This is a genomic window from Cupriavidus basilensis (assembly GCF_000832305.1).
Lineage (GTDB): Bacteria > Pseudomonadota > Gammaproteobacteria > Burkholderiales > Burkholderiaceae > Cupriavidus > Cupriavidus basilensis_F.
The window spans coordinates 352813-366078 of record NZ_CP010536.1; the positions used below are offsets into that span (position 1 = coordinate 352813).

Here is a 13266-nt window from a genome sequence, read left to right on the forward strand (position 1 = left end):
TACCGATTTATTGCCGGGTGCATGAGCGCCTGGCTCGCGATCTGCGTGACCGCGGGCTGGGTAGTGGAACGCCTCTGGTCCTGAGTACGGGTGGTCGGCTTTGCCGCTGGGAGGTGGCAAGGTTTTCGCTAGGACTTGTCATTCTTTGCGGTAATTACCACCCATCATGCACATGACCATCGATAAGAAGAACGCCGGCCTTGCCCGTCGGATTGCAACACGTATCAAGGCGCTTGGCGCCATGGCTGCTCTCGGCGCATGCGCTGCCGCGCACGCTGATCCTGCGGTGCACGTGGCCTTTGGCCGCGATCCCGGCCACAACCTCGACAAGTACGAAGTTGGCGTGAACTGGGACTCCGGCTTTGCCTGGGGCAACCCGCAGGGCTGGCTGGCCAAGCTGCAGTGGGAGGCCGAACTGGCCGAATGGAACGCCCGCAGCGGTACCAATCACCAGAATGTGACCGAATTTGGCTTCTCGCCGATCCTGCGCGTGGAAAAGCGCGGCGGCTCGCTGGTGCCTTTCCTGGAAGCCTCCGTCGGCGTGCGCATGATGAGCCATAAGGCCACCTCCGACGAGCACCGCTCCGGCAGCCTGTTCCAGTTCTCCGACATGATCGGCGTGGGCATGGCCTTTGGCCCCAAGACCGCGTACGAAGCCGGCTTCCGCTACCAGCACGTCTCCAACGCCGGTATCAAGCAGCCCAATCCGGGCAGCGGTTTTTACACGGGTTACGTGCGTTATCGCTTCTGATCCTGCAAAAGTGGCTGGCTTGGCCTGAGGCCATGACGCTCAGGCCAGCCTGACCATGCCTGCGCGCGGGGCGCGCGTGCCGCGGGAAACGGATTCCGCTTCCGCCCCCGCCCCCGCGCCTTGCGTCTGCCTGCCGCGCAGCGCGTCAAAAAACCGCCACAGCGCGGGTTCATCGCTGGTTGCCACGTTGAACCGTATCCACGGCGAATCGCCTTCTTCCGGTTCAAAATAAGACCCCGGCGCCAGCCAGATGCCGTGCTCCAGCGCCAGCGTCGCCAGCCGGTTGCCCGATAGCGCGGCCTGCTCTGCGCCGTCTTCCGGCCGCATCCTTGCCCAGGCGAACATTCCGCCTTCCGGGCGCAGCATCACCTCCAGCCCGTGGGCTTCCATCTTCTCCGTGATCCGGTCCTGCTGGGCGCGCAGCCGTTCGGCCAGTGCCGCCACATGGCGGCCATAGTGGCCGCTGGTCAGCACCGAGTACACCAGCCGCTCGGTCACTTCCGATGACGTCAGCCCCACTGCCATCTTGGTGCGGGCCAGCGCCTTGGCCAACTCCGGGCTGGCCGCGAGGTAGCCGACCCGCAGCGATGGCGTGATGGTCTTGGAAAACCCGTTGACGTAGATCACGTGCGAGAGCCCGTCCATGGCAGCCAGCATGGGTGAGCCGGGCGGCGCCAGCTCGCGGTAGATATCGTCCTCCACCACCAGCAGCCGGTACTGCTCGGCCAGTTGCAGCACGCGGTGCGCGTTCATGCTGGTGAGCGTGCCGCCGGTGGGGTTCTGCAGCACCGTGTTGACGAACAGCGCGCGTGGCGCGTGGGTGCGGATGGCGTGGTCGAGCGCGTCGGTGTCGAGCCCGCTGGCGGTGCGGCGCACGCCAACCACCTGCAAGCCGGCAAGGCGCAAGATCTGCAGCAGATTGCAGTAGCAGGGGTCTTCCACCAGCACGGTGTCGCCTGGGCGCAACAGCGTGCGGACCACCAGGTCCAGCGCTTGCGTGGCGCCCTGGGTCAGCACCACTTGCTGGGCCTGCACCGGCATGCCGTACTGGCTGAGCCCGGCGGCGATATGCTCGCGCAGCGCGGCGAAGCCGTAAGGGTGGCCGTAGCCCGAGACTTGCGCGGCGGGCACCCGCGCCGCGGCGCGCATGGCCTGGTGCAGCCCTTCCTCGTTGAGCCAGTCGCCGGGCAACCAGCCCGCACCCGCCTTGATCGGCACCGAATGATCGGCGAACACATCCGACAGCAGCCACGCGGCGTTGAGCCCCGGCGCCTCCCAGCGTGCCGCCGGTGCCTGGCCGGCGGGGGCGTGGCGGTGTGCCACCGTGTAGCCCGAGCCCACCCGCGCGCTCAGGTAACCCAGCGCGGTCAGGCGGCCGTAGGCCTCGGCCACGGTGAAGGTGCTGACCCCATGCTGCTGGGCAAAGCGCCGCACCGACGGCAGCGCCACGCCGGCGCGCAGCACGCGCCGGTCCACCAGGCTGGCAATGCCCGCCACGATCTGCTCGGTGAGGGTGTCGCCGCTGCGCCGGCTGCGGACAAGTTCGAGGTGAAACATGCGTGACATGTAAGGATGGACCTGTACAGTTTAATGGCCGTACCGGTTCGGTGGGAAGCCTCATGGCGGCGCGGGGCTTTGCGGCGCTGCAACGTGAATTCGGCTGCTGGTGGGACTTTGACCGCTGTGGCGAGCGAAGCGGCTGGATCCGCGGGTGCGATCGCCCGGCTTGGGCGGCTCTTGATCTGTACAGTTGTCTCACTCTTAACTGTACGGTAAGGCGAGGTTCTGCCGACCGTATATTCTTTAAGCCGGGCAGGGCCGCTACAGTGGCCGCATTCACCAGAATCACCTGACAACCCGGGCGGCGCCAGCCGCCGCCCAAGCCAATGCCAATTGCTCCTGAGGAGGATGTATGGATGCCGCCAAGACTGTGATCCCCGATCTCGATGCCCTGTGGATGCCGTTTACCGCCAACCGGCAGTACAAGGCGGCCCCGCGCCTGCTCGACTCCGCCAGCGGCATGTACTACACCTCGCATGACGGCCGCCAGATCCTCGACGGTTGCGCCGGCCTGTGGTGCGTCGCTGCCGGGCATTGCCGCCAGGAGATCGCGGACGCGGTCGCCCGCCAGGTGCAGACCCTGGACTACGCGCCGCCGTTCCAGATGAGCCACCCGCTCACCTTCGAGGCTGCCACCAAGGTGGCAGCCATCATGCCGGCCGGGCTGGACCGCATCTTCTTCACCAACTCGGGCTCGGAATCGGTCGACACCGCGCTGAAGATCGCGCTAGCGTATCACCGCGCCCGTGGCGAAGGCCAGCGCACCCGCGTGATCGGGCGTGAGCGCGGCTATCACGGCGTTGGCTTCGGCGGCATGGCGGTGGGCGGCATCGGCCCCAACCGCAAGGCCTTCTCGGCCAACCTGATGCCCGGCACGGACCACCTGCCGGCCACGCTGAATATTGCCGAGGCGGCTTACTCCAAAGGCCAGCCGACCTGGGGCGCACACCTGGCCGACGACCTGGAACGCATCCTGGCGCTGCACGACCCGTCCAACGTGGCCGCCGTCATCGTCGAGCCGCTGGCCGGCTCGGCCGGCGTGCTGGTGCCGCCGGTTGGCTACCTGGAAAAGCTGCGCGAGATCACCAGCAAGCACGGCATCCTGCTGATCTTCGACGAGGTCATCACCGCCTTCGGCCGCCTGGGCGCGGCCACCGCCGCCGAGCGCTTCAATGTCACGCCGGACCTGATCACGATGGCCAAGGCCATCAACAACGCAGCCGTGCCGATGGGCGCGGTGGCGGTGCGGCGCGAAGTGCACGACACCGTGGTCAACGCCGCGGCGCCGGGCGCCATCGAGTTCCTGCACGGCTACACCTATTCCGGCCACCCGTTGGCCATGGCCGCGGCCATCGCCACGCTGGATATCTACAAGAACGAGAACCTGTTCGGCCGTGCCGCCGAGCTGGCGCCGAAGTTCGAAGCCGCGGTGCACGCCGTGCGCGGTGCGCCCCACGTGAAGGACATCCGCAACCTCGGCATGGTCGCCGGCATCGAGCTGGAACCGCGTCCCGGCCAGCCCGGCGCGCGTGGCTATGAGGCCTTCCTGAAATGCCTGGAGCGCGGCGTGCTGGTGCGCTACACCGGCGACATCCTGGCTTTCTCGCCGCCGCTGATCATCACCGAGGCGCAGATCGAAGAGATGTTCGACACCGTGAAGACAGTGCTGCAAGAACTGCAGTGATTGCAGCGAATGCCGTGGCCGCAAAGACAAGACAAGGAACACTGACGTGAACATCGCAGAGAACCGGCAGATCGCCGACATTGCGCACTACATTGGCGGGACCGTGCGCGCCGCCTCGTCGGACCGGTTTGCCGACGTCTTCAACCCGGCCACGGGCGCCGTTGCCGGGCGCGTGGCGCTCGGCTCGGCGCAGGACGTGGATGCCGCCGTGGCTGCGGCCCACGCCGCGTTCCCGGCCTGGTCCGAGACCGCGCCGCTCAAGCGCGCGCGCATCCTGTTCAAGTTCAAGGAACTGCTCGACCGCCACCATGACGACCTCGCCGCGCTGATCACGCGCGAGCACGGCAAGGTGTTCTCGGATGCCAAGGGCGAAGTCACCCGCGGCGTGGAGATCGTTGAGTTTGCCTGCGGCATTCCCAACCTGCTCAAGACCGACTTCACCGACAACATTGGCGGCGGCATCGACAACTGGAACCTGCGCCAGCCGCTGGGCGTGGTGGCCGGCATCACGCCGTTCAACTTCCCGGTGATGGTGCCGATGTGGATGTTCCCGGTGGCGCTGGCCTGCGGCAATACCTTCGTGCTCAAGCCGTCCGAGCGCGATCCCTCGCCCTCGCTGCTGATTGCCGACCTGCTCAAGCAGGCCGGCCTGCCGGATGGCGTGTTCAACGTGGTGCAAGGCGGCAAGGAAGCCGTCGACGCGCTGCTGGCGCACAAGGACGTGCAGGCGCTGTCCTTCGTCGGCTCCACGCCGATCGCTGAGTACATCTACACCGAAGGCACCAGGCGCGGCAAGCGTGTGCAGGCCCTGGGCGGTGCAAAGAACCACCTGGTGGTGATGCCTGACGCCGACCTCGACCAGGCCGTGGACGCGCTGATCGGTGCTGCCTATGGCTCGGCCGGCGAGCGCTGCATGGCCATCTCGGTGGCCGTGGCGGTGGGCGATGTCGCCGACAAGCTGGTGCCGCGCCTGGCCGAACGCGCGCGGTCGCTGAAGATCCGCAACGGCATGCAAGACGATGCCGAGATGGGCCCGCTGGTGACCGCCGCGCACAAGGCCAAGGTAGAAGGTTACATCGCCAAGGGCGTGGAAGAGGGCGCCAAGCTGGTGACCGATGGCCGCGGCCACAAGGTCGACGGGCACGAGAACGGCTTCTACGTGGGTGGCACGCTGTTCGACAACGTCACGCCGGACATGACCATCTACAAGGAAGAGATCTTCGGCCCTGTGCTGTCGGTGGTGCGCGTGCATGACCTTGCCGAAGCAGTGGACCTGATCAACGGCCACGAGTACGGCAACGGCGTGTCCTGCTACACCAGCGATGGCGGCGTGGCACGTGCGTTCTCGCGCCAGATCCAGGTGGGCATGGTGGGCATCAACGTGCCGATCCCGGTGCCGATGGCATGGCATTCGTTCGGCGGGTGGAAGCGCTCGTTGTTTGGCGATCATCATGCTTATGGCGAGGAAGGCATTCGCTTTTACACGCGGTACAAGAGCATCATGCAGCGCTGGCCGGACAGTATCGGGAAGGGGGCGGAATTTACGATGCCGGTGGCTAAGTGAGGGTTCTGGCGTTGAATGGATGATGGGGTGTTTTGGCTGTTGCCGCTCAAAGAAACAGCGAGCAACCCAAAAGTGACGAATCCGTCCGCCCCATCGCGCTAAAATACGCCGCTTTTCAAAGCCGCCCAGCGCGCCAGGGGTACCCACCGATGAGTCTGTTCCGCACCAAGAACATCGAGGCCATGCTGGCCGCCGCACGCGATGACGGGCTGAAAAAGGTGCTCGGCCCCGTCGACCTGATCCTGATGGGCATTGGCGCCATCATCGGCACCGGCATCTTCGTGCTGACGGGCACCGGCGCGCTCACGGCGGGCCCGGCGCTGACCGTCTCCTTCGTGATCGCCGCGCTCGCCTGCGGGTTTGCCGCGCTCTGCTACGCCGAGTTCGCGTCCGCGATCCCCGTCTCCGGCTCCATCTACACCTATAGCTACGCCACGCTTGGCGAGATCGTGGCGTGGATGATCGGCTGGGATCTGCTGCTTGAATATGGTCTTGCGACCTCGGCGGTGTCGGTGGGCTGGTCGGGCTATTTCCAGTCGCTGATGGCGGGCTTCGGCATTCACCTGCCGGCCATGCTTACCGCCGCACCCGGTGCCGTGCCGGGCGTGCAGACGCTGTTCAACCTGCCGGCTGCCGTGATCATGCTGCTGATCACCTGGGTCGTGTCCTATGGCGTGCGCGAGTCGGCGCGCCTGAACAACGTGATGGTGGCCGTCAAGATTGCCGTGGTGCTGCTCTTTATCGGGGTGGGCGTGTGGCACGTCAAGCCGGCCAACTGGCATCCGTTCGCGCCGTTCGGGCTGGACGGCGTCTTCAATGCGGCCGCGCTGGTGTTCTTCGCTTTTATCGGCTTCGACGCGGTGACATCGGCGGCCGAGGAAGTGCGCAACCCGCGCCGCGACCTGCCGATCGGCATCATCGGCTCGCTGGCGGTCTGCACCGTGCTGTACGTGACGGTGGCGGCCATCATGACCGGCATCGTGCCCTTCGCCAAGTTCGCGGGCATCGATCATCCGGTATCGCTGGCGCTGCAGTACGCGGGCGAGAACTGGGTGGCCGGATTCGTTGATCTCGGCGCCATCCTGGGCATGACCACGGTGATCCTGGTGATGACCTTCGGCCAGACCCGCATCATCTTTGCCATGTCGCGCGACGGGCTGCTGCCGGAGCGGCTCTCGACGGTGCACCCGGTGCATGCCACGCCGTTCTTCGCCACGTGGACGGTGGGCATCGTGTTTGCCTTCATCGCGGCTTTCGTGCCGCTCAATGTGCTGGCGGAGCTGATCAATATCGGCACGCTGTCTGCCTTCACGCTGATCTCGGTGGCGGTGCTGGTGCTGCGCAAGACGCGGCCTGACCTGCCGCGCGCCTTCCGCTGCCCGGGGGTGCCGGTGGTGCCGCTGCTGTCGGTGGGCTTTTGCCTGTTCCTGATGGCGCACCTGCAGGCCCTGACGTGGGTGGCGTTCCTGGCGTGGCTGGCGATTGGCCTGGCGATCTACTTCCTTTACGCGCGCCGCAACGCGGTGCTGCACGGCGGCGCCTGACGCCGCCTGCGCTTACCGTTCGCGCGCGCCGGCTTCCTGCAGGAAGGCCAGCGCGCGCGGCTCCTCGACAAAGGCGGAGTTGATGCGGATCCAGGCCGAATCCTCGCCGCCCGGCCGGAAGTAATTGCCGGGCGCCAGCGTCACCCCATGCTGCTCGGCCAGGGTCACCAGCTCGCGCGAATCCTCGATCCCGCGCGTACGAGCCCACAGGAAATTGCCGCCCGCCGGCTCGCAGTACACTTCCCAGCCGGCGTCGCCCAGGTGCCGCACCGCGCGTGCGGTGGCCTGGCGAACCCGCAGCCGCAGCCGCTCCATGTATTTGCGGTAGGCGCCGCGCTCCAGCAGCGCGGCCGTCACGCTCTCCGCGAAATGCGAGCCCGCGACGCTGGTTAGCACCTTCACATCCACCAGGTCCTTCACCAGCGCCTTGTCGGCCACCAGGTAGCCGACCCGCAGCGAGGCTGACACCGTCTTGGAAAAGCCGCCGATGTAGATCACGTGTTCGAGCTGGTCCAGCGTGGCCAGCCGGTCGGTGTAGTTGGTCTGGAAGTCCGAGAAGATATCGTCTTCGACAAAACGAAAGCCATGCCGGCGCGCCAGCTCCAGCAGGCGGAACGCCACCGGCGGTGAGAGGGTCGAGCCGGTCGGGTTCTGCAGCACGCTGTTGGTGAAGAACAGCTTGGGCTTGTGCTCGCGCAGCAGCGCTTCGGCGGCGTCCGGGTCGGGGCCGTTGCGGGTTTGCGGCACCCCCACCAGCCGCACCCCGTGCAGGCGCAGCAGGCCGAACAGGTTGTAGTAGCCAGGATCCTCCACGAACACCGTATCGCCCGGCTTGAGCAGGCGCCGCACCACCAGGTCCAGCGCCTGGCTGGCGCCCGTGGTGATCAGCACCTGCGGCAGCTCCGCTGCGATGCCGAGCTGCCGCACGCGGGTCAGCACATGCTGGCGCAGCTCCGGGCTGCCCATCGGCGTGGCGTAGTGGATCACGCTGTTGATGTCGTTGCGCGAGACCTGGCGGATGGCCTGGGTCAGCCCTTCCACGTCGCGCCAGCTCTCGGGCACGAAGCCGCCCGCCAGCTTGAGCGTGGCGCTGGGATGGTTGAACTGCTCCAGGATATGGTCCGACAAATCCTCCGCCAGACGCGGGTCCGACCAGCCTTGGGCGCCGCGCGCCAGCAGCGGGCTGTCCGCGACGAAGAAGCCCGACCCGTGGCGGGAATCGAGCAGGCCCTGCGATACCAGCCTGTCATAGGCTTCGATCACCGGAAAACGGCTGATGCCATGCTCCGCCGCGAGCTGCCGGATCGACGGCAGGCGCGCGCCGGGGCGCACCTCGCGCGCGCTGATCCAGGTCTTGACCTCGTTGACGATCTGGTCGGTCAGGGGCACGCCGGTGGCGGGAACGAGGGTCAGCTTCATCGGCAGGGTGCAGGGGAAAGTGTCAGGAAAAACTACTGAACAGTTCATGTCAAACTGTTCGCAACTGTTCATGGGATTGTAGTTTGCGCTGTGAATAATGGAAGGCATGCGGTGGAAGTGCCAGCACTGGCTGGGCCGGTGGGCACGGCAGACATGGCCGCCATGCAGAACAGGAGTGATGAAATGCGCGAACTAAGGATCTTCGAATTCGATGAACCGGGCCAGCCGGTGAGCTGGCGCGCCCGCGAAGGGCAGCGCGTGAAGGCGGTCGAAGGCCGCCTCTGGCTCACGGTGGAAGGCCACCACGCGGACATCTGGCTGCTGCCGGGGGCCGTCTTTGCGCTGCCTGCCGGCGCCCGGGTATGGTTGTCCGGCGAAAGCGAGGGCGCGCGCTTCACGCTGGCCGAGACGCCGGCCCCGTCGTCGTGGCGCTGGCTGGGCGGGCTGGCGAGTGCGCTGAAGCGCCGCTTTGGCGAGCGCCGTGCCTCCGGTGCCGGCCAGTGCCCGGAACCGGGCCTCTGAGAGGATCTCGGCCGGACCGCGCGCAGCGCGTGTCCGATCATCCCACTCCCATCCGTATTGGTAGAAGCCTGGCCAAGTGTCTGGTCGTGCGCTCTCCAGAATGCCGTTTGCCGGCATCGAACTCCCTCGATGCCTCGCTCCCTCCCTCCACATTGTCGCGCCAACTATGCGAGGATGTTCATATGGCTGGCCGCGCCGCGCGGCATTCAGCGCTGCCGTGGAGTGATTGCCGTTAACGTAAACGTCATATAATCAAGCCGTTGCGCCGGCACCAGCCAGACCGCTCGCGTGTCAGATCCGAGCCGCCTCCAGAGCGGCAGCCATGGATGTCATGCGACCAGCCAGAACACCGAACGTGGTGGAGACAATGACCGATCTTTCCGATGTGCAGAAGGGCGCTCAACCTGGCGCTCAACCTGGCGCTCCCCATCAGGCGCAGGGACCGAAAGGGCCCGTCAACAAGGTGCGCTTTGTCACCGCGGCCTCGCTGTTCGACGGTCACGACGCTTCCATCAACATCATGCGGCGCATCCTGCAGTCCTCGGGCTGCGAGGTGATCCATCTCGGGCATAACCGCTCGGTGGAAGAAGTGGTCAGCGCGGCCTTGCAGGAAGACGTGCAGGGCATCGCCATCTCCAGTTACCAGGGCGGCCACGTCGAGTATTTCAAGTACATGGTGGACCTGCTGCGCCGGCGCGGCGGCGAGCACATCCAGTTGTTCGGCGGCGGTGGCGGCGTGATCGTGGCGGACGAGATCCGCGAGCTGCAAGCCTACGGCGTGGCACGGATCTTCAGCCCGGAGGACGGCCAGCGCCTGGGCCTGGCGGGCATGATCGCCGACATGGTGCAGCGCTGCGATATCGACCTGGCGCGCTACGCCCCCGCCACGCTCGATGCGATGAAAGGCGGCGACCGCCGCGCGCTCGCGCAGCTGATCACGGCGCTGGAAAACGGCAAGGCGGATCCCGCGCTGGCCGACACCCTGCGCGCCGAGGCGGCCACGGTGAAGACGCCCGTGCTCGGCATCACCGGCACGGGCGGCGCGGGCAAATCCTCGCTGACCGATGAGCTGATCCGCCGCATCCGGCTGGACCAGCGCGATGCGTTGTCCATCGCGGTGATCTCGATCGACCCGTCGCGCCGCAAGTCCGGCGGTGCGCTGCTGGGCGACCGCATCCGCATGAACGCGATCAACCATCCGCACATCTTCATGCGCTCGATGGCCACGCGCGAGGCCGGCTCGGAGATCTCGCGGGCGCTGCCCGATGTGCTGGCGGCCTGCAAGGTGGCCGGCTTCGACCTGATCATCGTCGAGACCTCGGGCATCGGGCAGGGAGACGCCGCCATCGTTGCGCACGTGGACCTGTCGCTCTACGTGATGACGCCTGAGTTCGGCGCCGCCAGCCAGCTCGAGAAGATCGACATGCTGGACTTCGCCGATTTTGTCGCCATCAACAAGTTCGACCGCAAGGGCGCGCAGGACGCGTGGCGCGACGTGGCCAAGCAGGTGCAGCGCAACCGCGAGCAGTGGCATGCCAAGCCCGAGGAGATGCCGGTGTACGGCACCCAGGCGTCGCGCTTCAACGACGACGGCGTGACCATGCTCTACCAGGGCCTGCGCGAAGCGCTGTGCGCGCGCGGCATGCGTGCGCCGGCCGGTGTGCTGCCGCAGTTGAGCGGACGTGTCTCCACCGGCCAGAACGTGATCGTCCCGCCGGCGCGCAACCGCTACCTGGCGGAGATCGCCGACACGGTGCGCGCTTATCATCGCCGCGTGGATGCGCAGAGCCGGCTGGCGCGCGAGCGCCAGCAACTGCGCGAGGCGCGCCGCATGCTGCTGGCGGCCTCCGGTCAAGAAGACCAGGGCGAAGCGCTGCAGGCTCTGGCCACCGAGCGCGACGCCGCGCTCGGCGCGCAGGAGCGCAAGCTGCTGGCGATGTGGCCGCAGATGCGCAAGGCCTACAGCGGCGACGAATACGTGGTGAAGATCCGCGACAAGGAAATCCGCACCACGCTCACCACCACCACCTTGTCCGGCACCACGGTGCGCAAGGTGGTGCTGCCGCGCTTCGAGGACGACGGCGAAGTGCTCAAGTGGCTGCTGCGCGAGAACGTGCCTGGCAGCTTCCCCTACACCGCCGGCGTGTTCGCCTTCAAGCGCGAGAACGAAGACCCCACCCGCATGTTCGCCGGCGAGGGCGATGCCTTTCGCACCAATCGCCGCTTCAAGCTGGTTTCCGAGGGCATGGACGCCAAGCGCCTGTCCACCGCCTTCGATTCGGTCACGCTGTACGGCGAGGACCCGCACACCCGCCCGGACATCTACGGCAAGGTTGGCAACTCGGGCGTGTCGATCGCCACGCTCGACGACATGAAGGTGCTGTACGACGGCTTCGACCTCACCAGCCCGTCGACCTCGGTGTCGATGACCATCAACGGGCCCGCGCCCACTATCCTGGCGATGTTCATGAACACCGCCATCGACCAGCAGTTCGACAAGTTCCGCGCCGACAACGACCGCGAGCCCACCGTCGACGAGCAAGGCAAGATCCGCGCGTGGGTGCTGCAGAACGTGCGCGGCACGGTGCAGGCCGACATCCTCAAGGAAGACCAGGGCCAGAACACCTGCATCTTCTCGACCGAGTTCTCGCTCAAGGTGATGGGCGATATCCAGGCGTACTTTGTCCATCACCAGGTGCGCAATTTCTACTCGGTGTCGATCTCCGGCTATCACATCGCGGAGGCGGGAGCGAACCCGATCTCGCAACTGGCGTTCACGTTGTCCAACGGCTTCACCTATGTGGAGGCGTACCTGGCGCGCGGCATGCATATCGATGACTTCGCGCCCAACCTGTCGTTCTTCTTCTCCAACGGCATGGACCCGGAATACAGCGTGCTGGGCCGCGTGGCGCGCCGCATCTGGGCGGTGACGCTGCGCGACAAGTACGGCGCCAATGAACGCAGCCAGAAGCTCAAGTACCACATCCAGACTTCCGGGCGCTCGCTGCACGCGCAGGAGATCGACTTCAACGATATCCGCACCACGCTGCAAGCGCTGATCGCCATCTACGACAACTGCAACTCGCTGCACACCAACGCGTACGACGAAGCCATCACCACGCCCACCGGCGAGTCGGTGCGCCGTGCGCTGGCGATCCAGCTCATCATCAACCGCGAGTGGGGCGTGGCCAGATGCGAGAACCCCAACCAGGGCAGCTTCCTGATCGATGAGCTGACCGACCTGGTGGAAGACGCGGTGATGCAGGAGTTCGAGCGCATCGCCGAGCGCGGCGGCGTGCTCGGCGCGATGGAGACGGGATACCAGCGAGGCAAGATCCAGGACGAGTCGCTGTACTACGAGCAGCGCAAGCACGACGGCACGCTGCCCATCATCGGCGTCAATACGTTCCGCAATCCCGATGGCGACGCCGCGCCGCCATCGCTCGAACTGGCGCGTTCCAGCGAAGAGGAGAAGCAGGGGCAACTTGCGCGGCTGGCGGACTTCCACGCCCGTCATGCGGATGCGGCGCCGGCCATGCTGCAGCGGCTGCGCCAGGCTGTGATCGACAACGGCAATGTGTTTGCGGTGCTGATGGACGCGGTGCGCGTGTGCTCGCTCGGGCAGGTCACGCATGCATTGTTTGAGGTAGGAGGCCAGTACCGCCGCAATATGTGATCCGTCGGCCAGGGGCTGTCTCGTGCGAGGCCCCTGCGTTAAACTTGACGCTTGCGCCAGCCGCGTCGCCTTGCGGGCAGCGAGCGCCAGCGAAGATCAAGACCAAGACCAATCAGGAGTACCGTGTACGATCCCAACAATATCTTCGCCCGCATCCTGCGTGGCGAATTGCCTTGCAACAAGGTATATGAAGACGCCGACACCATGGCCTTCATGGACATCATGCCGCAGTCGGATGGCCACGTACTGGTCGTGACCAAGGAACCCGCCGCCGAGTTGTTCGACCTTTCCGATGCTGGCGCCGAAGCCGCCATCCGCACCACCAAGCGCGTCGCCCGCGCGGTGCGCGCCGCTTTCTCGCCGGACGGCATCTCGATCGGCCAGTTCAACGGCGCCGCCGCGGGCCAGACCGTGCCGCACGTGCATTTCCACATCGTGCCGCGCTACGCCGAGCGCACCCTGCGCGGCCACGGCAGCGACATGCAGGATCCGGAAATCCTCAGCCAGCATGCCGAGCGCATCGTCGCCGCGCTGCGCGAAGCCTGA

Annotated in this window: 9 protein-coding genes; 7 read left to right on the top strand and 2 right to left on the bottom strand. The window is 66.4% G+C overall.

What is annotated here, in order from left to right; genetic code table 11:
• Window positions 1-172 precede the first annotated feature (172 nt).
• Window positions 173-751, top strand: a complete 579-nt coding sequence (locus RR42_RS01565) for an acyloxyacyl hydrolase (RefSeq protein WP_052494408.1) — start codon at window positions 173-175, stop codon at window positions 749-751.
• A gap of 39 nt (window positions 752-790) precedes the next feature.
• Here the strand turns inward: RR42_RS01565 and RR42_RS01570 are convergent, their stop codons facing one another.
• Window positions 791-2308 (bottom strand): PLP-dependent aminotransferase family protein, encoded by a 1518-nt coding sequence (locus tag RR42_RS01570; RefSeq protein ID WP_043343225.1) that lies wholly within the window; start codon window positions 2306-2308, stop codon window positions 791-793.
• A 355-nt stretch (window positions 2309-2663) separates the two neighbouring features.
• On the opposite strand from RR42_RS01570, the gene RR42_RS01575 reads away from it, so the two are divergent.
• The 3 genes from RR42_RS01575 to RR42_RS01585 all read left to right on the top strand — a co-directional run bounded on the left by RR42_RS01575 (window position 2664) and on the right by RR42_RS01585 (window position 7103).
• Window positions 2664-3995: an aspartate aminotransferase family protein gene (locus RR42_RS01575; RefSeq protein WP_043343227.1), complete on the top strand. Its 1332-nt coding sequence runs from the start codon at window positions 2664-2666 to the stop codon at window positions 3993-3995.
• Window positions 3996-4041: 46 nt separating this feature from the next.
• Complete coding sequence (locus tag RR42_RS01580) at window positions 4042-5559, top strand: CoA-acylating methylmalonate-semialdehyde dehydrogenase (protein ID WP_043343228.1); 1518 nt, start codon at window positions 4042-4044, stop codon at window positions 5557-5559.
• Between the two features lie 149 nt (window positions 5560-5708).
• Window positions 5709-7103: an amino acid permease gene (locus RR42_RS01585; protein ID WP_043343230.1), complete on the top strand. Its 1395-nt coding sequence runs from the start codon at window positions 5709-5711 to the stop codon at window positions 7101-7103.
• A gap of 12 nt (window positions 7104-7115) precedes the next feature.
• On the opposite strand, the gene RR42_RS01590 is transcribed toward RR42_RS01585, so the two are convergent.
• Window positions 7116-8522, bottom strand: coding sequence for a PLP-dependent aminotransferase family protein (locus RR42_RS01590; protein WP_043343234.1), 1407 nt, complete (start codon window positions 8520-8522; stop codon window positions 7116-7118).
• 183 nt (window positions 8523-8705) lie between these two features.
• Here RR42_RS01590 and RR42_RS01595 point away from each other — a divergent pair, with 183 nt between their 5' ends.
• The 3 genes from RR42_RS01595 to RR42_RS01605 all read left to right on the top strand — a co-directional run bounded on the left by RR42_RS01595 (window position 8706) and on the right by RR42_RS01605 (window position 13266).
• Entirely contained in the window at window positions 8706-9044 is a 339-nt protein-coding gene (locus RR42_RS01595) for a DUF2917 domain-containing protein (RefSeq protein ID WP_043343238.1), read from the top strand.
• Window positions 9045-9411: 367 nt separating this feature from the next.
• Window positions 9412-12720, top strand: coding sequence for a fused isobutyryl-CoA mutase/GTPase IcmF (gene icmF, locus RR42_RS01600; RefSeq protein ID WP_043343240.1), 3309 nt, complete (start codon window positions 9412-9414; stop codon window positions 12718-12720).
• 111 nt (window positions 12721-12831) lie between these two features.
• Complete coding sequence (locus RR42_RS01605; RefSeq protein ID WP_043351192.1) at window positions 12832-13266, top strand: HIT family protein; 435 nt, start codon at window positions 12832-12834, stop codon at window positions 13264-13266.